Below are 20,199 nucleotides of genomic sequence, written 5' to 3'. Positions count from 1 at the left end.
AGCACACTCAGACACAAAGTACAACCCTCACGTGCCACACTCAGGGCTTAACTGACGACACGCCGTAGTGGAATTGGTAATGCATTGGAAATCAGGGAATATGCGTGTATTGCCGAATTGAATTATAGGCGAATTGCGCAATTGCGGGAATCTCTCTCAGTTCAAGCTTAAGTAATTCGCTTCTTGGGCGGAGATAGGATCCCGCTTTTATGTTTTCTGCTGCGGCTGAGAAATGGGCGAAAATTGCCTGACGGAGCAAGCAGTCTGGTTTGCCCTTTAAGACCATGCCGTGACAGTGGTTATGCGAGGTAGCGCCGCAAAAGTGGAGTTTGCGCTGCGGGGATGACCGTGGGGTTATCAGCGGGATCATTTACCTGATCCATAACGGGTTTCAATGAACAGTCGCATGCAAAGGGTCCCGGATTGCACGAGACGCTGTATAACCGGTTTATCCGCTGGAGCGCGCGTGGTGTATTCAGGAAGGTCTTCATAATTCTGGTGGCCCGGGCCGGTAATCCGGAATGCCTCGTGATCGATATACATATCGCAAGCCGCACCGGACGACAGCCTTACGACGCAAAAAGGGGCAGTGCCCCACGGGACCGGACGCATACACGGTGGCCTGAATTCGTAGCGTCATGCCGTCTGTGACGGCGTGTTTCTGCCTTGTCCCGAGTTTTATTCAGGGCAGATGCTTGATGCTCACGCGGCAGGATTATGTCTTCAGCCGTACCATGACCACTTTCGGATGATGGCCGGCTGACGATACCGGAATCGGTTATCAGGTTGCTCAGGCGTATAGTCAAAGTTGCGGGCGTCGAAATTTACACCTGCGTACTCAGATATGTGCCAACCGCGGTCGAGGTTGGCGCGTCTGCCTGCTTTTCCAGACATATGACCAATATGCAGTGCGCAGGAACAGCCTGCCCGGGGCAGGGCGGGCTGCCCCAGCCTATGCGCGCCGATCCGGGATCGGGTTGGGAAGATGCATATTTGATATTGCAATTCACTATCAATTGCTAAATAAGCTGCCGGAAACCGTCACAGTGTGAGCTTTGATCAATGAGTCTTCGTACGCTTTGCCTGAGCACAATCTGCGCCTCCAGCCTGCTGGCGGGTGTGGGGGCTCCGGTGGCATCCCGCGCTGCAACGGATGGAACCGGTGCCGTGCAGCAGGGAAAACCGGCTGCCACGCGGCGTGCGCAGCCAGCCCATGCCCCCGTAGACAATGCGGGCGCACAGGCAGGCGCTACACCGGAAGGAACCCCGGACAGGCACGAGGACATTGTCGTCACTGCCGCGCGCAGGAACCGCATGTATGTTAGCAGTGGGGGCGATCTGGGCGCGTTGGGCAAGAAGAACGGGCTGGATGTACCTTTCAACATCCGCAGCTACAATTCCAGCCTGATCCTGAACCAGCAGTCACAGACACTGGGCGACGTGCTGCTGAACGATCCCACCGTGCGCACGACGATGGGCTATGGCAATTACGCGCAGCTGTTCCAGATCCGCGGCTTTACGCTGTATGGCGATGACGTGGCGATTGACGGTCTGTATGGTGTAACCCCACGGCAGCTTGTCTCGCCCCAGCTTTATGATTCAGTGCAGGTGCTCAACGGCGCCAGCGCGTTCCTCAATGGCGCGGCCCCCGGTGGTTCGGCTGTTGGCGGCAACGTCAATCTGATCCCCAAACGGGCGGCGGTGACGGATATTACGCGTATCACCGGCGATTACACCAGCAGCGGGCAGGGGGGCGGCGCGTTTGACATAAGCCGCCGGTTTGGCCGCGACCATGCCTTCGGCTTCCGCTTCAACGCCGCCGGCATGGATGGGGAAACGGCGATCAAGGGCGAACGGCGCGACGATGTGGCCCTTGGTGCGGCCTTTGACTGGCATAATGACGACACGCGCATCGACATGAACATGAATTACCAGAAACAGCAGGTTTATGGCGGGCGCAGCGCGATCATCGTCTCCAGCCTGGCGGATGGCATGCCCGCGCCCAAGGCAACCGCGCCGTCGGAAAACTGGGGGCAGCGCTGGGCCTATACCGATCTGAGCTACCTGTTCGGCACGCTGAATATCGAACATGATTTTGGCAGCCACATCACGGCGTATGGCAAATTCGGTGCGCAGGGCGGCAATGAAATGGGCAATTACGCCACCACCACGCTGACCAATTCCCGCACTGGCGCAGGCAGCGTGGGGGCCATGGCGGATGCGTACAACGTCATGAACGAGGCCACGCAGGCCGGTATCCATGCGCATGTCACTACTGGCCCGATCAAACATGAAATCAACGCGGGCGGGTCGGCAATATGGGAGGAATCAGACGCCGCCTATTCCATGAGTCTGACGTCACAGGCGGGCAACATCTATCACCCCACGCAGTTCACCCCTCAGGAAACCTATAGCGGAGGCAACCTGAACAACCCCGGACGCGTGGCGTGGAACAAGCTGTACAGCCTGTTCCTGTCGGATACCATGACGTTCTGGCACGATCGCATCGCGCTGACGGGCGGGTTCCGGTACCAGGATATCCTGTCGGATTCATTCCTGTATGGCAGTGGCAAGCTGGATACGCATTATGATGCGGCGGCGTTCTCGCCGGTCATTGGTCTTGTCATCCATCCGGTCAAACATGCCGCCCTGTATTTCAACCGTATTCAGGGGCTGTCGGCGGGGCAGACGGTGGGGGCGACCTACGTCAATGCCGGGCAGGTTTTCGCCCCGTACCAGAGCACCCAGTACGAAGTCGGCGCGAAATATGACGTGGGCCGCTTTGCAGCAGGTGTTGCGTTTTTCCAGACCGGCATGCCGCAGGGCATGACCGAAGCCTACGGCAATACCGGACAGATGCTGTACACACAGAATGGCCGACAGCGTAACCGGGGCATGGAACTGACCTTCAATGGCGAAATCCTGCGCGGGCTGCGCTTCAACGGTGGCCTGACATTGATTGATGCCAAACAGATGAATACGGCGGGCGGTGAATATAACGGCAAGACCGTGATCGGCGTGCCGAATTACACCATCAACGGTAACCTTGAATACGACGTGCCGTTCGTGAAGGGGCTGACGCTGGTTGGCCGTGTCATCAGCACCGGCAAGCAGCAGTTCAACAGCATGAACACGACGCACCTGCCCGCATGGTCACGTTTCGACCTTGGAGCGCGCTATACCTTCCTTGCGGCAAAGAAGCCGCTGACCGCACGCTTTGAAGTCGATAACATCGGGAACCAGCGCTACTGGGCCTCGGTTTACCAGAGCGACCTGGTCATGGGGGATCCGGAGACCTTCAAGTTTTCGATCAGTGCTGATCTGTAAGAAGGCAGACGGAAGTCATAAAAGTTTTCAGGCGCTGTCTTTTTTTTAAAAAGGTGGCATTACCTGAAGGTTTTGGAAAAAAGCTTGCCAGAACTTCTTTATTTTAGATTACGGTTTTTGGCCGCAATCCTCGATTGCGACCGGAAACCATAATGTGCGTATCAGTGAATGACCCCGCAGGCCACGCGATCCCCCGCGCCACCAATGGGCTGGGTGCGATAGTCATCGGGATTGGCGTGAATGACCAGCGCCGAGCCATCGGCATCCAGCAGGGCAGGGCGGCCATCCCCGGCGTTGAGTGATACCAGCGTGGAATACATCTCCACCGTGGCCGTCCCGTCCTGACCCACAAACAGGTTGGGCAGGTCGCCCGCGTCATTGGCGTTCGCGTTCAGCAGGCCATGCACCACGGGTGTCGCTGCATGGACATGTGCCCCGGCGGAGGTGAACTTCGGCGGTCCGCAATCGCCCTTTTCATGGAAATGGATACCGTGCCAGCCGGGGATCAGCCCTCTGGCTTCGATACGCAGCAGCACGCCCTTTGGCGCTTGCGTGATGTGCAGGGTGCCGTGGTCGCTGCCGTCATTGCCAATCAGCTTGCCCGACGCGGTATCCGCGGCATGGGCCATGGTGGGCAGGGTAGCCAGTCCGGCAAGGATCGTCAGCAGTTTCAGGCGTGGTGTGAACATGGTCTTTATCCTTATTCCCGTTCGCTCGGACGTTTAGCGTGCCGGAATTAAGACCGGTTCGCAATAACCTGGAACCTGTCCTGTATTCCCCAACCGTCATGCATGATGTCCGAACCCGTGCGCGAACAGGGTAGTGGGCACGAAAGGGAACTGCATTCACTTTGTGCTGAACTGGTGGGACGCCATGCCATGGGATGCATTCCATGTGGCTGTTGCGCATGGTGTGCTGAACATCCCCACGCGCCGGGGTGGCGGGTAGGGAAACGCGGAGGGTTCCCATCCATGGCTGCGCGCTGTATGCCCACACGATCCTTATCATGACATTGCGGCCCATGAAGATCGGTTTCCTGTTCAACCACGACTGTATCCATCAGGTCTCGCACACCGCGCCGATCATCTGTGAACTGGTGGCGCTGGGGCAGGATGTGATGGTCATGACCTCCACCCCCGCGCAGGAAGCGCATGTGCGCCGGACCATTGCGCCGTGCATGGACCGCGTGCGCTTTGTCCGCATTGATATCGGGCCGGTGTCGCAGGCCATAAACGTGCTGGCGCAGGCAGTCGTGCCCTTCCGCCGCATTGCGAACCTGCGTGAAAACGTGGACCTGTTTCGTGGGTTTGACGCGCTGGTGGTGCCGGAAACCACATCGGCCCTGCTGAAAAGCCACTTCAACCTTGATATCCGGCTAATCTATTTTCCGCACGGGGCGGGGGACCGTTCCATCGGCTTTCGTGACGTGACCCGGTTTTTCGATCTTGTGCTGTTGCCCGGGGCCAAGACGCGCGACCGCATGCTGGACCGGCAGCTGATCCGCCCCGGCCACCACGCCATTGTCGGCTACCCCAAATTCGACACCGTGGACATGGCGGCGCATCCGCGCCTGTTCGACAATGACCGGCCCACGGTCCTGTACAACCCGCATTTTGACCCGGTCCTGTCGTCGTGGTGGGATATGGGGATGGATGTGCTGGAATGGTTCGCGCGGCAGGATGACTACAACCTGATTTTCGCCCCCCATGTCATGCTGTTCCGGCGCAGGCTGCATACATCGGTCGAACACCGCCGCGTGCGCCTGCGCCGGATGATCCCCGAACGCCTGCGCAACCTGTCGCATATCCGTATCGATACCGGCAGCCGGAATTCGGTGGACATGTCCTATGTCCTTGCCGCCGACATCTATCTGGGTGATGCCAGCAGCCAGGTCTATGAATGGATCGCGCGTCCCCGGCCGTGCATCTTCCTCAATTCCCACGGTGCGCGCTGGCAGGACAATCCCAGTTACGCGCACTGGAACCTGGGGCAGGTGATCGACAGCGTCAGCGAACTGCCCCATGCCCTGGCCGTGGCGAAGGAGCGCCAGCGCGAATTCGCCCCACGCCAGCAGGCCGCGTTCGAGGCAACATTCCATACGGTCCCGGGCGAAACCGCCGCCCATCGCGCGGCACGGGAAATTGTTTCCTTTTTATTACAGGATAAATCCTGCCCCCCTGAACCCCGGCGCTAGGGGGTGCTATGGTCCGCCGCTGGTCCATGGAATGGGTGGGAAGGCCATGCGTATCGCCTATGTCATCAATACGTTCGAAGGTGGCGGTGCGGCCCTGCCCATTCCCGATATCGCCGGGGTCTTTCGCCAGTGCGGGCATGATGTGCATGTAGCCGCCCTGTGCCGGCGCAACGGGCGGGCCATGCCGGGCCTGCGTCGCGCGGGGCTGGAGCCCGTGGTGCTGGCCGCGGATGGCGCCCCGATATCACGGCAGGTGGCCAGTCTGGATACATGGGTGCGCCATGTCCGGCCCACCCATATCTGGACATCGCTTACGCGTGCGACCCTGCTTGGGCAGATGGTGGGGGCATGGCGGCGTATTCCGGTGGTCAGCTGGCAGCATAATGCCTTCCTCCTGCCTGCCAACCTTGCGCTGCTGCGGCTGATGAAGGACCGCAGCCGGATCTGGGTGGGGGATTCCGCCCATGTCACCGCCCTGACCCGCAAAAGGCTGGCCCTGCCGGACAGCCGCGTGCTGTGCTGGCCCATTTTTCGCGCATGGTCCGATGTGGCGCCCGCGTCCGCGTGGCGACCGGGGGAGGAAGTGCGCATCGGTTCGCTCGGGCGGCTGCATGCCGGCAAGGGCTACGACGTGCTGTGCCGCGCGCTGGTCCAGTTGCGGGATGTGCCGGGCCTGCCGCCCTATCGTGTCACCATTGGCGGCGAGGGGGCGGAGCATGCGCGCCTGCAGGCTTTCTGCCAGCGGCATAGGCTGAATAATGTGCGCTTTGTGGGATATGTCGAGGACACGGCGGCCTTCCTGCGGCAATGCCATCTGTATGTGCAGCCATCGTTTTACGAAGGTTTCTGCATCGCAGCCCACGAAGCCATGAACATGGGGCTCCCGGTACTGGGCAGCAATGTGGGCGAAATGGGCCGTTCCATCGTGGAAGGGGTGACCGGCTGGAAACTGCCGCCCCGCCAGCCTGACGTGCTGGCCCGCAGCCTGGACGCCATCCTGCGCCAGCCATGGCATCTGGCCGGCATGGGGCAGGCCGCGCGCGAATGGGTCATGCGCAGTTTCAGCGCACAGGCCTTCAACCGTGCGGGGAGTGCGATCATGCAGCGCATGGCGGGGTAAGGGGTATGCAAGGGCAACGGAGGTGCGAAAAAAAGCTCGGGAAACCGCCCTTGCGCCGCCCGTGCCCTCTGCCATGCGCCTGCAGGAAAGGTCGGTTTTTTCAGTATTTCACGACTGGGAGAAAGTGTACCCCTTCCAATGAAGGGAAGGGGTACAGGGTCAGATGATGACGTCTGGCGGGCTTTGCTTGGTCAGCCTGTCATACTGCAACAGGGTGGTCAGAAGGTCTTCCATGCATTCCAGCGGCAGCATGGTCGCGCCATCACTTGGCGCGGTGTCGGGATCGGGATGGGTTTCAATGAACACTCCCGCAACCCCGATTGCCAGCGCGGCACGTGCCAGAATGGGCGCGAACACCCGCTGCCCGCCCGATGCCGACCCCAGGCCGCCGGGCTGCTGCACCGAATGGGTGGCGTCATAGATTACGGGATGCCCGGTGCCTGCCATGATCGGCAGGGCGCGCATGTCATTGACCAGCGTGTTGTAGCCAAACGACGTGCCGCGTTCGCACAGCATGATGCGGTCATTGCCGGTGGAAGCGACCTTGGCCGCGACATTGGCCATGTCCCACGGAGCAAGGAACTGCCCCTTCTTGATGTTGATGGCTGCCCCCGTCTGTCCCGCCGCCAGCAGCAGGTCGGTCTGGCGGCACAGGAAGGCCGGGATCTGCAGCACGTCGGCCACTTCCGCAACCGGCGCGCACTGGTCGGGCTGGTGCACGTCGGTCAGCACCGGCACGCCAAAGCGGGCGCGGACCTGTGACAGGATATCCAGTCCCTGCGCCATGCCCACGCCGCGCGCGCCGTTGATGGAGGTGCGGTTGGCCTTGTCGAACGAGCTTTTGTAGATCAGCCCGATCCCCAGCTTCGTTGTAATGCCATGCAGCGCATCGGCCACTTCATTGGCCTGCTGCAGGGATTCGATCTGGCACGGCCCTGCGATCAGCACGAAGGGGGCTTCGTTGCTGACCGTAAGGCTGCCGATGGAGACTGCGTGGTGGTCTGTCATCGCTTCGTCCCCGCCTTGTCTGCGGCCTTGGTCGCGGCTGCCTTGATAAAGCCGGAAAACAGCGGATGCGGGTCAAACGGCTTGGAAATCAGTTCGGGGTGGTACTGCACCGCGATGAACCACGGGTGGTCGGGGTATTCCACCACTTCGGGCAGGATGCCGTCGGGTGACATGCCCGAAAAGCGCAGGCCGGTCTTTTCCAGCTGCTCGCGATAATGGTTGTTGACCTCGTAACGGTGGCGGTGGCGTTCGCGGATGTCGGTACGGCCATAGGTCTGGGCCGCCCGCGACCCTTCAGCCAGCCTGGCGGGATAGGCGCCAAGGCGCATGGTGCCACCCATCTCGCCGCCTTCGCGCCGGCGCAGCAGTTCGTTGCCGCGCGCCCATTCGGTCATCAGGCCAACCAGCGGCTGGTCGGTTGGCCCGAATTCGGTCGACGACGCATCCTTGATGCCCGCGAGGTTACGCGCGCATTCGATTACCGCCATCTGCATGCCAAAGCAGATGCCCATGAACGGTATGTTGTTTTCACGCGCGTATTTAACCGCGCGGATCTTGCCTTCCGACCCGCGTTCGCCAAACCCGCCGGGCACCAGGATGGCGTCGCTGCGGGCAAGGCTGTTCACCGCATCGTCCGATTTCTCGAAATCTTCCGCTTCCACCCAGTTCAGGCGCACGCGCGCGCGGTTGGCGATGCCACCGTGCTGCAGGGCCTCGATCAGGGATTTGTAGCTGTCCAGCAGGGCGGTGTACTTGCCCACCACCGTCACCACGACCTCGCGGTCGGGGTGGCGGACGGCGTCCACGATCTTTTCCCACCGCGTCAGGTCGGGGTCGGGGGTCGTGGGCAGGCCGAAATGGCGCAGCACCTCGGTATCCATGCCCTCGGCATGATAGGAAATGGGACAGGCATAGATCGTGTCCACATCGCGGGCCGCGATCACGGCCTGCGGGCGGACGTTGCAGAAACTTGCGATCTTGCGGCGTTCGTTTTCGGGTATTTCCCGGTCCGAACGGCAGACCAGCATCTGCGGCTGGATGCCGACATTCTGCAGTTCCTTGACGGAATGCTGCGTGGGCTTGGTTTTCAGCTCACCCGCCGCCGCGATCCATGGCAGCAGGGTCAGGTGGATGAACATGGTCTGGTCAGGCGCAAGGTCGTTGCGCAGCTGCCGGATGGATTCAAGGAAGGGCAGGCTTTCGATATCGCCCACCGTGCCGCCGATCTCGACCAGAACGAAATCCAGATCCTCGGTATCCGCCACGATCGTTTCCTTGATCGAGTCGGTGATGTGGGGGATGACCTGCACGGTCGCACCCAGGTAATCGCCACGCCGTTCGCGCGCGATCACGCCGGAATAGATCTGCCCCGTCGTGGCATTGTCCGCCCGGGTGGCGTGCACACCCGTAAAGCGTTCATAATGGCCAAGGTCCAGATCCGTTTCAGCCCCGTCATCGGTCACGAAGACCTCGCCGTGCTGATAGGGACTCATCGTCCCCGGATCGACATTCAGGTAGGGGTCAAGCTTGCGCAACCGGACCCGATAGCCACGGGCCTGGAGCAGGGCAGCAAGGGCAGCCGAAGCAATGCCTTTGCCGAGGGAGGACACCACGCCGCCGGTGATGAATACAAACCGCGTCATGGATGGCCTTTCTACACAGCTTGCGGCCGCGCTGCAAAGGCTACGATGCGCCATGGGGCGAAAAAATGAAAAACGCCCCGGCACAGGGTGTCGGGGCGTTGGTCATGCCTTTGGAAAATAGTGGAATATCAGTGTGTTGCGGCGGGGGCGGTCGAAGCGGGGGGCTGGGCCAGGATATCATGCCCCGCACCGGTCGACGCCCCACGGTTCATGACCGCAAGCGTCAGCGACAGCACCATGAAGGCCGTGCCCAGCACGGCGGTGGAACGCGTCAGCAGCGTCGCCGTCCCGCGCCCGGACATAAAGGAACCCATGCCCTGCGACCCGCCGATTCCAAGGCCACCGCCCTCGCTGCGCTGGATCAGGATGGTCCCGATCAGCGCGATGGTGACGAACAGGTGCAGTAGAAGAAGAACTGTGATCATGCGTCTTTCCAGTAGATCCCCGTCCGCCGCGCGGCAATCACGAAGCGCGGGCGGCGCGGACAAGCGGCGCGAAGGCGTCGGCCTTCAGGCTGGCATTGCCCACCAGCGCCCCGTCCACGTGTTCGACAGGCAGGATATCGGTGACATTGCGTGCGTTAACGGACCCACCATAAAGGATTTGGATCGTTTTGCCAGCATCACCGAACTGCCGCACCAGTTCGGCGCGGATAAAGGCGGACATGTCGGCAATATCCTGCTGCGATGCGGCCTGACCCGTGCCGATGGCCCAGATCGGTTCGTACGCCACAATCCCCTTGAATCCCTGCGGCAGGGAACCTTCAAGCTGCCAGCCCACGGTGGCCTGCGAATCCCCGGCTGAACGCTGGTCATCGTTTTCGCCCACGCACACGATGGGGGTCAGGCCCGCTTCCATGGCGGCGACCGTCTTTTCACGCACGGTTTCATCCAGTTCGTGGTGTTCGGCGCGGCGTTCGGAATGGCCAAGGATGACGTATTCCACCCCGAGATCCACCAGCATGGGGGCGGAAATGTCGCCGGTATGCGCGCCCGACTTATCCTTGTGGCAGTCCTGCGCGCCCAGCTTTATGCCAGCCTGCTTCAGCTTGGGCGCAAGGCGGGCCAGCTGCGTGAACGGCGGACAGACCACGACATCGGCCCGTGGAGTGAGTGCGGCCAGTTCCGTCGCCAGCCCGTCCACCAGCGCGTCGGCATCCGCGCTCAGGCCATTCATTTTCCAGTTGCCGACAATTATCTGCTTCATGTTTCCACTCCTGCGCCATGCCGTAACGTGCCGCCTGCGCGGTCCGTGGCATGGCTGTCATGGGGGCGCAGCCTACACCATGGCGCGCCCCCGGTTGCAACCCATGTGCGCCGCATCGCGGGCGTGCGTGCATCCTTGGTGCTGGTCAAACCGCTGGCGTGACCGTATGGTGCCCGACCGGAAAACAGGGCGCCCGTATGGGGACGCATGGTGCGCAGGCCCTGTTCCATCCGGCTTTGTCTTGGTGCTGGCGCAGGGTTTTTCATGCTATCTTTTCTGTATCGCGTGTTTGTCGATTCATGGGTGGGACGCATCGTCGCCGGGCTGTTTTTCCTTGCGTTCATAGGTTTTGGCGTGGGTGACGTGCTGATGAACATCGGCACAGAACGCGCCGATGTCGTGGCCCGCGTGGGTGACCGACCCATTCTGGTGCAGTCGTACCAGAACGCGCTGCAGTCCGAGATGCCGCAGGTCGCGCAGTCCATGCATCTGTCCGACCCGTCACAGATCCCGGCCGCCACGCGCGAACAGATCGCCCAACAGGTGCTGACCCGCCTTGTGCTGCAGGCCGAAATTGCCGAAGCGGCCGACCGTCACGGCCTGATCGTGCCGGATTCCGTGGTACGTGACGAAATTTTCTCCATCCCCGCGTTCAGGGGGCGTGATGGTCAGTTCGACCGCGCGCTGTTCAATGACCGCCTGCGCCGTACCGGCATGTCCGAAGGACGGCTGGTTGAGCTGGTGCGGCAGGAACAGGCATCGCGCGTGCTGCTGCAGCCGATTCGCGACGGCGCCACCGTGTCCGACGTCATGACCCGCCGCCTGTTCGATTTTGAAGCCCAGACCCGCACCATCGACCTCGTGCGCGTGCCGTTCGACAGCCAGCCGGTCACGGCCACCCCCACGTCAGCCCAGCTTGCGCGCTACCACGCCAACCACCCGTGGGAATTCGTGGCCCCCGAATTCCGCCATGCCCGCATTGTCGTGCTGTCGGCGGATACGATCGGCCGCCAGATCGATATTTCGGATGAGGACCTGCACAAGGCCTATGACGCGCAGGCCCAGACCTTCAACGCGTCCGAACGTCGCGACGTGCAGATCGTGACCGTGCCGACCGAAGCGCGCGCCGCAGCATTGCGTGCGCAGTGGACAGACGGCAGCGCATGGGCGCAGGTGCAGAAAAGTGCAGGCAAGGACGCGGCTGCGGTTGAACTGCCGGGCATGAAGGTGAGTGACGTGCCGTCAGCCGACCTTGGCAAGCAGATCTTCGCCGCACCCGCTGATGCGACACAGGGACCGATCAGGAGTGAGGGCGGTTGGGTCGTCTTTCGCGTGACCGGCATTACGCCTGCCCACACAACCCCGTTCGGGGACGTGCGTCAGGCCCTGCATGACCAGATCGCCCATTCCCGCGCGCAGGCGCTTCTGGCCGACCGGGTGCAGAAGCTGCAGGACACCATTGCCGGTGGCGGGCTGGATTCCATCCCCACCGACCTTGGTGCCACCGCCGTATCGGGCGACGTGGATGCGTCGGGCCTGACACATGATGGCAATCCTGCCCCCATTCCGGGCAGCGACGCGGTACGGCAGGCGATCGTGGCCCGCATCTTCGCGCAGGCGAAGGGTGCGAACCCCGAACTGGTGCAGGGGCCGGACGGTGTGTGGTACGCGGTATCGGTTGATGGCGTGACCCCGGGTCATACCCTGACGCTGGATGAGGCAGGCCCGCGCGTGAATGCCGCATGGCTGGCCGATGCCCGCCGCCACATGGCCGACCAGCAGGCCACCGCGTATTACACGCAGGCACAGGGGCAGGGCGGTCTGGGGCATGTCAGCCCCGCCATTGCCGGGCTGGAGCACAGCCAGCCGATTTCGCCCATGCAGCCCGCGCCGGAAATCCCGCGTGAAATCGCGGCCCTGATCTTCCGCCTGTCCCAGACGGGGCAGAGCGTGATGACGGAGGCGGGGGATGCGTATGTGGTCGCGACGCTGACGGCCATCAACCACCCCGATCCGGCCACGCAGAAGAACCTGTATGACCGCGTGCGTGCGGGTCTGACCCAGTCCATGGGCGATGATATCGAAATGGGTTACGGCAACGCGCTGGAAGGCGTGGTCAAGCCCAGGCCGAACAATGCCGCCATCCACGCGGTCATGTCGGAAGTAACCGGCAGCCAGAATACGGGAACAGCACAGTGACAGCAGACGCGCAAAGCCCCTCCTTACGGCCCGCTGATGCCGCCATGCGTGAGGCGGCTCTTGCCGACCTGCGCGCGGACAGGGGTACTGTGGCATGGCGGGTGGAGCCTGCAGACCTGCTGACGCCGGTTGCGGCCTTCCTGCGCCTGTCACGGCTTGCGCGCAGCCATGGCGGCGGCAATGGCGGGCATAACGCTTTCCTGCTGGAAAGTGTCGAAGGCGGCACGTCGCGTGGGCGGTATTCGGTCATCGGCCTGCTGCCCGACCTGATCTGGCGCTGCCATGACGGGCAGGCCAGCGTGTGTACCGACCCGTCGGCCCCCATTCATACCTTCACACCCGAAGCCGATGCCCCGCTGGTGTCCCTGCGCCGCATCCTGCACGAAAGCCGGATGGACCTGCCTGAGGGCCTGCCGCCCATGACCGGCGGCGTGTTCGGCTACCTTGGCTATGACATGATCCGGCAGGTCGAGCACCTGCCCGACATGCCGGTTGATGACCTCGACCTGCCCGAAGGCATCCTGATCCGCCCCAGTCTGTTCGCGATATTCGACACGGTGCGCGACGAACTGCTGCTGGCAGCCCCCCTGCGTCCCACGCCGGGCCAGACGCCGAAGGCCGTGTGGGATGCGGCGCAGGGGCGTCTGCAACAGGCCCGCGCGGCCCTGTCCACCCCGGTCGAACTGCCCGACGGGGTGGAGGGGGAGATTGCTGCCCCCGTGCCGCAATCCACCATGACGCGGGAGGAATTCTGCAATGTGGTCCGCAGGCTGCAGGATTACATCGCGGCAGGCGATGCTTTCCAGATCGTGCCCAGCCAGCGTTTCAGCGCGGCGTTCAGCCTGCCGCCATTCGCGCTGTACCGCGCGTTGCGGCGGATCAACCCGGCCCCCTTTCTGTTCTACCTTGACCTTGACGGGTTCAGCCTGGTGGGGTCATCGCCCGAAATCCTGGTGCGCCTGCGCGAAGGCACCATGACCGTGCGTCCGCTGGCGGGCACCCGCCCGCGTGGCCGCACGACGGAGGAAGACCTGGCGCTGGAGGCCGAACTGCTGGCCGACCCCAAGGAACGCGCCGAACATCTGATGCTGATCGACCTTGGCCGCAACGATGTGGGAAGGGTGTGCGAACTGGGTTCGGTCAGGGTGACGGAGCAGTTCGTGATCGAACGCTTCAGCCATGTCATGCACATTTCCTCCAATGTGGAGGGGACGCTGCGCCCCGACCTTGAGGCCCTGGACGCGCTGATGTCGGGCTTCCCTGCAGGCACGCTGACCGGTGCACCCAAGATCCGCGCAATGGAGATCATTGACGAGGTCGAACCCACCCGTCGCGCCACCTATGCCGGATGCATCGGCTATTTCGGTCCCGATGGGGACATGGATACCTGCATCGGCCTGCGCATGGCGGTGGTCAAGGACGGGCGGATGTACGTGCAGGCAGGCTGTGGCGTCGTGGCCGACAGCGTGCCCGACGCGGAATATGAGGAAACCCGCCAGAAGGCCCGCGCCCTGTTCCGCGCGGCGGAGGAAGCGGTGCGTTTCGCCAGCGGCGACGACGCATAAGGCGTTTTGATGGCGGGCGCGTACATGATAAGGAAGAGGGAGACATGCCGGGCCGGACCTGAAGGTTTGACCCGGCCCAGCGGAAAAGCCATGATACGCCCATGATCCTCCTGATCGACAATTATGACAGCTTCACCTTCAACCTCGTCCACTATCTGGGGGATCTGGGGGAAGAATGTGCGGTCTATCGCAATGATGCGATCAGTGTTGCGGATGCGCTGGCGCTGAAGCCGGAGGCGATTGTCATCTCACCGGGGCCCTGCTCGCCTAACGAGGCCGGGATCTGCTGCGACCTGATTGCGGCTGCGGCGGGAAAGGTGCCGGTCTTTGGCGTCTGCCTCGGCCATCAGGCGATCGGTCAGGTCTTTGGTGGCAGGGTGGTGCGTTCGCCCGTGCCGATGCATGGCAAGGTCTCACCGGTGTATCATGACGGGACCGATATCTTTGCGGGCCTGCCCGACCCGTTCAGCGCCACCCGTTATCACAGCCTGACGGTTGCGCCCGACAGCCTGCCGGACACGCTCGTGGCGACCGCGCATACGTCCGATGGTGTCATCATGGGACTGCGGCACGCCAGCCTGCCGATATTTGGCGTGCAGTTCCATCCCGAAAGCATCGCATCGGAATATGGCCACGAAATCATGGCCAATTTCCTGTCCATTGCACGCGGATCCAACACACCGCGCAAGGCCGCCTGAACGGCGATGGCCAGCAGCAGGGACAGCGCCTCGGTCGCCAGTACCACGTTCCGCGATATTCTGGGACGTGTTGCGGGCGGCGAAGTCGTGGCGCCTGAACAGGTCAAGGTCGCGCTGGACGCCATCAGAAGTGGCGGCGTGGATGAAATTCCTGCCATTGCCTTCCTGACCGGGCTTTACATGCATGGTCGCATACTGGCTGATCCGGTGGAACTGGAAGTCGAACTGCGCAACCGCGCCCCTGCGGGTGAGACGTCGGATGCCCAACCGGGCAACACTGTGCCCGCAACCCCTGCCATGACGCCGGAATTCCGCGAGATACTGGACTGGACTCTGGCTGGTCACGCGCTGGATGCGGACATGGCGCAGGTCGCTTTTGACCAGATCATGGATGGGCAGATCGGTGCCGGTGGGCTGGCCGCCTTCCTGACCGCGCTGCACATGCGCGGCGAAACCGTGACCGAGCTGGAAGCCGCCGTGCGCGCCATGCGCGCGCGCATGCTTGCGGTGCCCGGCATGCCGGAAAATGCGATTGACGTATGCGGCACCGGCGGCGACGGGCTGGGCACGCTGAATGTGTCCACCGCCGTGGCGTTCGTGCTGGCGGCGCTTGGGGTGCCGGTGGTCAAGCATGGCAACCGCGCGCTGTCCTCGCGCTCGGGGGCGACGGACGTGCTGCTGGAACTGGGCGTGCCGCTGCCGGTGGACCATGGACATATCGGTGGCATGGTGGCGGAGCATAAACTGGCTTTCCTTTCCGCCACAAATCACCATCCCGCCATGCAGCACGTGGGGGCGGTGCGCCGGGCGCTGGGTTTTCGCACCATTTTCAACCTGCTTGGCCCGCTGTGTAACCCCGCGGGTGTGACGCGGCAGATGGTGGGCGTGTTTTCCCCCGACTGGCTGGACCCCATGGTCCGGACATTGCAGGCGACCGGATCGGCACGTGTATGGGCCGTATGCGGAGATTGTGGCGAAGGGCGGTTCATTGATGAACTGACCCTTGCCGGTCCCAACCATGCCACTGTTCTTGAAGACGGGCAGGTCGGGTCCCTGATCGTTGAGGCAGGGAAGGCGGGACTTGAACCCAGGCCCATATCGGCCATTGCCGGTGGGTCGCCCGTGCATAACGCGCGCGCGCTGCATGATCTGGCGCATGGCGCGCGTGGCGCCTATCGCGACACCGTGCTGCTGAACGCGGCGGTTGCGTTGCATGTGGCGGACAGGAAGCACAATATTATCCGGGGCGGCGCGATCGACTATACCGCCCTGCGTGAGAACATCCGCCTTGCGGCGGGTGTACTTGTTGAAAATGGCAGGGTCGCGGCCGTGCTGGATGCTGTCCGGAGTTTCCGGACGGACATGTCAAACAGAGTAACAGGGTAGAAAATGAACGACACGCCAATGACCTCCCCCCAGACAGGTAGTGTCCAGCCCGCGGATGTGGACAGCATTCCCGATGTTCTGGAACGTATCTGTGCACGGACCCGGGTGGACGTGGCGCAGCGTGCCAAGGTCACCCCGCTGAAGGAAATTACGGCGCGCGCGCGCGAAGTGACCACGCCGCCGCGCGGCTTCGGTCAGGCGCTGAAGCAGAAGACCGCCGACCACCAGATCGGGCTGATCGCGGAAATCAAGAAGGCGTCGCCGTCCGCCGGTATCCTGCGCCCCGATTATGAGCCGACCGTGATCGCGCAGGAATATGAAAAGGCGGGTGCGGCCTGCATTTCGGTCCTGACGGAAGGATCGTGCTTCCACGGCAGTGCCGAGGACCTGACGCGCGTGCGTGAGGCGTGCAAGCTGCCGCTGTTGCGCAAGGATTTTATCATCGACCCGTGGCAGGTGCATGAAAGCCGCCTGATCGGGGCGGACTGCATCCTGCTTATCATGGCCATCCTGACTGATGCGGAAGCGGCCGAACTGCTGGATATCGCGCGCGGGCTGGACATGGACGTGCTGGTGGAAGTGCATGACGAGGGCGAACTGAACCGCGCCCTTGCGCTTGATACCTCGCTGATCGGCATCAATAATCGCAATCTCAAAACGCTACAGACCGATATCGAGACCACATGTCGCCTGGCGCCGCTGGTGCCGCCCGACCGGATCATCGTGTCCGAAAGCGGCATCCGCACCCATGCAGACGTGGTGAAGCTGAACGCCATAGGTGCTTCGGGCTTCCTGGTGGGGGAAAGCCTGCTGCGGCATGAAGATGTGGGGCCCGCTGTCCATGAACTGCTGGGCACCGCGCCAGCGGATAACGCCACGCCATGACGGACGCACGCCTGTCACACCTTGATGCGGCGGGGCATGCGGTCATGGTTGATGTCTCGGCCAAGCCCGATACGCGACGCGAAGCCGTGGCGCACGGGCATATCAGGATGCGGCCCGCGACACTGGCCATGATCCTGTCGGGGGAAATGCCCAAGGGCGACGTGCTGGCCACCGCGCGCATCGCGGGCATCATGGCGGCAAAGAAAACGTCGGACCTGATCCCGCTATGCCATCCGCTGGCCATATCGTCGGTGAAGGTGGACCTGACGCCTGATGCGGCGGGCGAGGGGATCGAGATCACCGCCCGGGTGCGCACCACCGGGCCGACAGGGGTGGAGATGGAGGCCCTGACCGCCGCCTCCGTCGCGGCGCTGACGCTGTATGACATGTGCAAGGCCGTGGAGCGGGACATGGAAATCGGTCAGATACACGTGATCCATAAATCCGGTGGGGCGTCGGGCACTTATAATCGTGCCGCCACACCGTGACGGCATTGCCGGCCACGGCACCGGCCCCGATTGCCATGTCCGCGCAGGCATGGCGCAGGAAACATGAACCTGAGGACGTTTGATGAGTAACGAGACAGATCCCGGCCTGTCCGGTGGCCATAACAGCCGGACCATGACCGAGTCCGACCTGAAGGAAGCCTATTACCAGATGGTGCTGATCCGCCGGTTCGAGGAACGCGCGGGCCAGTTGTATGGCATGGGGCTGATCGGCGGTTTCTGCCATCTGTATATCGGGCAGGAAGCCGTCGTGGTCGGGATCCAGATGGAGCTGAAGCAGGGGGACAAGATCATCACCTCCTACCGTGACCACGGGCAGATGCTGGCGGCTGGCATGGACCCGCGCGGGGTGATGGCGGAACTGACCGGGCGTGAGGGCGGCTATTCCCACGGCAAGGGCGGGTCCATGCACATGTTCTCCAGCGAAAAGCATTTCTATGGCGGGCACGGCATTGTCGGCGCGCAGGTCTCGCTGGGTATCGGGCTGGCGTTCGCCAACAAGTACCGGGGCACGGACGAAGTCTCGGTCACGTATTATGGCGAAGGCGCATCCAACCAGGGGCAGGTTTACGAAAGCTTCAACCTCGCCGCCCTGCACAGGCTGCCCTGCCTGTTCGTGCTGGAAAACAACCGCTACGGCATGGGCACCAGTGTCGAACGCGCCTCCGCATCCAAGGCATTGTGGCGCAATGGGGAACCGTGGGGCATCCCGGGCATGTATGTCGATGGCATGGATGTCGAGGCCGTGCGGGCCGCGGCAGCCGAAGCCGTGGCCCATTGCCGCGCGGGCAAGGGGCCGGTGCTGATGGAGGTCGATACCTACCGCTACCGTGGCCATTCAATGTCCGACCCTGCGAAATACCGCCAGCGTTCGGAAGTCGAGGAAATTCGCAAGAACCATGATCCCATCGACCGCGTGCGCCGCGAACTGCTGGAACGTGGCGTTGCCGAAAGCGACCTGAAGGCGCTGGACGACAAGGTCAGGACGGTCGTGCTTGACGCGGCGGAGTTTGCCCAGACCAGTCCCGAGCCTGATCCCTCGGAACTGTGGACGGACATACTGGTGGAAAGCTGAATTAGAGATGGCAACAGAAATACTCATGCCCGCCCTGTCCCCCACAATGAAGGAGGGCAAGGTCGCACGCTGGCTGCGCAGGCCGGGCGAGGCCATTGCGGCAGGCGATGTGATCGCGGAAATCGAAACCGACAAGGCCACGATGGAAGTCGAGGCCGTGGATGAAGGTATCATGGGCCGTATCCTGATCCCCGAAGGGACGGAAAACGTGGCGGTCAACACGCCCATCGCCATCCTGCTGGCCGAAGGCGAGGATGCGGACGCGCAGCCTGCCGCCGCAGCCGCCACCGATGCCGCTGCTGCGGCAGAACCGGCCGCCCCGCCGTCCTGCGGTCCGGCATCCGCTGCCCCCAGCACGCCGAAAGCAGCGGCCGAGCCGGAAAAGGACTGGGGCGAGAGTGCCGAGATTACCGTGCGTGAAGCCCTGCGCGACGCCATGGCAGCCGAGCTTGCGCGGGATGAGGACGTGTTCCTGATCGGTGAGGAAGTGGCGCAGTACCAGGGCGCGTACAAGGTCTCGCAGGGGTTGCTGGACCAGTTTGGTGAAAAGCGGGTGATCGACACCCCCATTACCGAACAGGGCTTTACCGGCATGGCCATCGGGGCCGCCCTGACGGGGCTGAAGCCGATTGTCGAGTTCATGACCATGAACTTCGCCATGCAGGCCATTGACCAGATCATCAATTCCGCCGCCAAGACGCGTTACATGTCGGGCGGACAGATGTCGTGCCCCATCGTGTTCCGTGGCCCCAATGGGGCCGCCGCCCGCGTGGGCGCGCAGCATTCGCAGTGCTATGCCAGCTGGTATGGTCATGTGCCAGGGCTGAAGGTCGTGGCCCCGTGGTCGGCGGCGGATGCCAAGGGCCTGCTACGTGCCGCCATCCGCGATCCCAACCCGGTCATCTTCCTTGAAAACGAAATCCTGTACGGACAGCGTTTTCCCTGCCCGGTGGATGAGGACTTCATCCTGCCGATCGGTAAGGCGAAGATCGAACGCGCGGGCACGGACGTCACCATCGTCGCCTTTTCCATCATGGTTGGCACGGCGCTGGAAGCGGCGGCGAAGCTGGCGGAGCAGGGGATCGAGGCCGAGGTCATCAACCTGCGCACCATCCGCCCGCTGGATACCCGGACCATCGTGGACAGCGTGAAAAAGACTAGCCGCCTTGTCACGGTGGAAGAGGGCTGGCCGTTCGCGGGCATTGGCGCTGAAATCGCCATGCAGGTGATCGAACACGCATTCGACTACCTTGACGCCCCGCCAGTGCGCGTAGCCGGGGCCGATGTGCCCATGCCGTTCGCTGCCAACCTTGAAAAACTTGCGCTGCCCGACCCGGACTGGATCATCAATGCCGTCCGGCAGGTTGTGTGAAGGGGGAACCGCACG

The 20,199-nt window shown here is 62.8% G+C and carries 17 protein-coding genes; 11 read left to right on the top strand and 6 right to left on the bottom strand.

Annotation, left to right across the window (positions count from 1 at the left end):
* The first annotated feature begins 1,062 nt into the window (after positions 1 to 1,062).
* A complete protein-coding gene (locus tag ACE2AA_RS06330; protein ID WP_141260336.1) occupies positions 1,063 to 3,327 on the top strand; it encodes a TonB-dependent siderophore receptor in 2,265 nt (754 codons plus the stop codon).
* Positions 3,328 to 3,488: 161 nt separating this feature from the next.
* Here the strand turns inward: ACE2AA_RS06330 and sodC are convergent, their stop codons facing one another.
* The gene (gene sodC / locus ACE2AA_RS06325; RefSeq protein WP_141260335.1) at positions 3,489 to 4,016 is read right to left on the bottom strand and encodes a superoxide dismutase[Cu-Zn]; all 528 of its coding nucleotides are present in this window, start codon (positions 4,014 to 4,016) and stop codon (positions 3,489 to 3,491) included.
* Between the two features lie 317 nt (positions 4,017 to 4,333).
* Between sodC and ACE2AA_RS06320 the strand changes: the two genes are divergently transcribed.
* Together ACE2AA_RS06320 and ACE2AA_RS06315 are read left to right on the top strand one after the other, a co-directional pair.
* Entirely contained in the window at positions 4,334 to 5,521 is a 1,188-nt protein-coding gene (locus ACE2AA_RS06320) for a hypothetical protein (RefSeq protein WP_395371764.1), read from the top strand.
* A gap of 46 nt (positions 5,522 to 5,567) precedes the next feature.
* Complete coding sequence (locus tag ACE2AA_RS06315) at positions 5,568 to 6,641, top strand: glycosyltransferase family 4 protein (protein WP_395371762.1); 1,074 nt, start codon at positions 5,568 to 5,570, stop codon at positions 6,639 to 6,641.
* Positions 6,642 to 6,800: 159 nt separating this feature from the next.
* Here the strand turns inward: ACE2AA_RS06315 and kdsA are convergent, their stop codons facing one another.
* The 5 genes from kdsA to ACE2AA_RS06290 form a co-directional block, all read right to left on the bottom strand.
* Entirely contained in the window at positions 6,801 to 7,649 is an 849-nt protein-coding gene (kdsA, locus tag ACE2AA_RS06310; RefSeq protein WP_141260332.1) for a 3-deoxy-8-phosphooctulonate synthase, read from the bottom strand.
* Complete coding sequence (locus ACE2AA_RS06305) at positions 7,646 to 9,292, bottom strand: CTP synthase (RefSeq protein ID WP_141260331.1); 1,647 nt, start codon at positions 9,290 to 9,292, stop codon at positions 7,646 to 7,648. The genes kdsA and ACE2AA_RS06305 overlap by 4 nt, the downstream gene beginning before the upstream one ends.
* Before the next feature lie 128 nt (positions 9,293 to 9,420).
* Positions 9,421 to 9,717, bottom strand: a complete 297-nt coding sequence (gene secG, locus ACE2AA_RS06300; protein ID WP_141260330.1) for a preprotein translocase subunit SecG — start codon at positions 9,715 to 9,717, stop codon at positions 9,421 to 9,423.
* 37 nt (positions 9,718 to 9,754) lie between these two features.
* Positions 9,755 to 10,498: a triose-phosphate isomerase gene (gene tpiA, locus ACE2AA_RS06295; RefSeq protein WP_141260329.1), complete on the bottom strand. Its 744-nt coding sequence runs from the start codon at positions 10,496 to 10,498 to the stop codon at positions 9,755 to 9,757.
* Positions 10,495 to 10,764 (bottom strand): hypothetical protein, encoded by a 270-nt coding sequence (locus ACE2AA_RS06290; RefSeq protein WP_395372247.1) that lies wholly within the window; start codon positions 10,762 to 10,764, stop codon positions 10,495 to 10,497. Before ACE2AA_RS06290 ends, tpiA begins: the two co-directional genes overlap by 4 nt.
* Between ACE2AA_RS06290 and ACE2AA_RS06285 the strand changes: the two genes are divergently transcribed.
* The 8 genes from ACE2AA_RS06285 to ACE2AA_RS06250 all read left to right on the top strand — a co-directional run bounded on the left by ACE2AA_RS06285 (position 10,706) and on the right by ACE2AA_RS06250 (position 20,184).
* Complete coding sequence (locus tag ACE2AA_RS06285) at positions 10,706 to 12,697, top strand: peptidyl-prolyl cis-trans isomerase (protein ID WP_395371760.1); 1,992 nt, start codon at positions 10,706 to 10,708, stop codon at positions 12,695 to 12,697. The genes ACE2AA_RS06290 and ACE2AA_RS06285 overlap by 59 nt on opposite strands.
* Before the next feature lie 44 nt (positions 12,698 to 12,741).
* The gene (gene trpE / locus ACE2AA_RS06280; protein ID WP_395372143.1) at positions 12,742 to 14,262 is read left to right on the top strand and encodes an anthranilate synthase component I; all 1,521 of its coding nucleotides are present in this window, start codon (positions 12,742 to 12,744) and stop codon (positions 14,260 to 14,262) included.
* 101 nt (positions 14,263 to 14,363) lie between these two features.
* Positions 14,364 to 14,960: an aminodeoxychorismate/anthranilate synthase component II gene (locus ACE2AA_RS06275; protein ID WP_141260326.1), complete on the top strand. Its 597-nt coding sequence runs from the start codon at positions 14,364 to 14,366 to the stop codon at positions 14,958 to 14,960.
* Positions 14,961 to 14,966: 6 nt separating this feature from the next.
* Positions 14,967 to 16,346, top strand: coding sequence for an anthranilate phosphoribosyltransferase (gene trpD / locus ACE2AA_RS06270; RefSeq protein ID WP_395371758.1), 1,380 nt, complete (start codon positions 14,967 to 14,969; stop codon positions 16,344 to 16,346).
* A gap of 3 nt (positions 16,347 to 16,349) precedes the next feature.
* Positions 16,350 to 17,231 carry an indole-3-glycerol phosphate synthase TrpC gene (trpC, locus tag ACE2AA_RS06265; RefSeq protein WP_193558345.1) on the top strand — a complete coding sequence of 294 codons (882 nt, stop codon included), beginning with the start codon at positions 16,350 to 16,352 and terminating at the stop codon, positions 17,229 to 17,231.
* The gene (gene moaC / locus ACE2AA_RS06260; RefSeq protein WP_141260324.1) at positions 17,228 to 17,719 is read left to right on the top strand and encodes a cyclic pyranopterin monophosphate synthase MoaC; all 492 of its coding nucleotides are present in this window, start codon (positions 17,228 to 17,230) and stop codon (positions 17,717 to 17,719) included. Before trpC ends, moaC begins: the two co-directional genes overlap by 4 nt.
* A gap of 133 nt (positions 17,720 to 17,852) precedes the next feature.
* Positions 17,853 to 18,812: a pyruvate dehydrogenase (acetyl-transferring) E1 component subunit alpha gene (gene pdhA / locus ACE2AA_RS06255; RefSeq protein WP_227000871.1), complete on the top strand. Its 960-nt coding sequence runs from the start codon at positions 17,853 to 17,855 to the stop codon at positions 18,810 to 18,812.
* 7 nt (positions 18,813 to 18,819) lie between these two features.
* Positions 18,820 to 20,184, top strand: a complete 1,365-nt coding sequence (locus tag ACE2AA_RS06250) for a pyruvate dehydrogenase complex E1 component subunit beta (RefSeq protein ID WP_395371757.1) — start codon at positions 18,820 to 18,822, stop codon at positions 20,182 to 20,184.
* The last annotated feature ends 15 nt before the right edge of the window (positions 20,185 to 20,199 follow it).

The sequence above is a fragment of the Komagataeibacter diospyri genome, assembly GCF_043995075.1.
GTDB lineage: Bacteria > Pseudomonadota > Alphaproteobacteria > Acetobacterales > Acetobacteraceae > Komagataeibacter > Komagataeibacter diospyri.
Note: the sequence above shows the minus strand (reverse complement) of the source record. Positions and strands in the feature narration are given on the sequence as shown.

Coding starts and splice junctions, on each gene's coding strand:
- ACE2AA_RS06330 (WP_141260336.1), top strand. CDS start 1,063: ATGAGTCTTCGTACGCTTTGCCTGAGCACAATCTGCGCCTCCAGCCTG.
- sodC (WP_141260335.1), bottom strand. CDS start 4,016: ATGTTCACACCACGCCTGAAACTGCTGACGATCCTTGCCGGACTGGCT.
- ACE2AA_RS06320 (WP_395371764.1), top strand. CDS start 4,334: ATGACATTGCGGCCCATGAAGATCGGTTTCCTGTTCAACCACGACTGT.
- ACE2AA_RS06315 (WP_395371762.1), top strand. CDS start 5,568: ATGCGTATCGCCTATGTCATCAATACGTTCGAAGGTGGCGGTGCGGCC.
- kdsA (WP_141260332.1), bottom strand. CDS start 7,649: ATGACAGACCACCACGCAGTCTCCATCGGCAGCCTTACGGTCAGCAAC.
- ACE2AA_RS06305 (WP_141260331.1), bottom strand. CDS start 9,292: ATGACGCGGTTTGTATTCATCACCGGCGGCGTGGTGTCCTCCCTCGGC.
- secG (WP_141260330.1), bottom strand. CDS start 9,717: ATGATCACAGTTCTTCTTCTACTGCACCTGTTCGTCACCATCGCGCTG.
- tpiA (WP_141260329.1), bottom strand. CDS start 10,498: ATGAAGCAGATAATTGTCGGCAACTGGAAAATGAATGGCCTGAGCGCG.
- ACE2AA_RS06285 (WP_395371760.1), top strand. CDS start 10,706: ATGGTGCGCAGGCCCTGTTCCATCCGGCTTTGTCTTGGTGCTGGCGCA.
- ACE2AA_RS06290 (WP_395372247.1), bottom strand. CDS start 10,764: ATGAAAAACCCTGCGCCAGCACCAAGACAAAGCCGGATGGAACAGGGC.
- trpE (WP_395372143.1), top strand. CDS start 12,742: ATGCGTGAGGCGGCTCTTGCCGACCTGCGCGCGGACAGGGGTACTGTG.
- ACE2AA_RS06275 (WP_141260326.1), top strand. CDS start 14,364: ATGATCCTCCTGATCGACAATTATGACAGCTTCACCTTCAACCTCGTC.
- trpD (WP_395371758.1), top strand. CDS start 14,967: ATGGCCAGCAGCAGGGACAGCGCCTCGGTCGCCAGTACCACGTTCCGC.
- trpC (WP_193558345.1), top strand. CDS start 16,350: ATGAACGACACGCCAATGACCTCCCCCCAGACAGGTAGTGTCCAGCCC.
- moaC (WP_141260324.1), top strand. CDS start 17,228: ATGACGGACGCACGCCTGTCACACCTTGATGCGGCGGGGCATGCGGTC.
- pdhA (WP_227000871.1), top strand. CDS start 17,853: ATGACCGAGTCCGACCTGAAGGAAGCCTATTACCAGATGGTGCTGATC.
- ACE2AA_RS06250 (WP_395371757.1), top strand. CDS start 18,820: ATGGCAACAGAAATACTCATGCCCGCCCTGTCCCCCACAATGAAGGAG.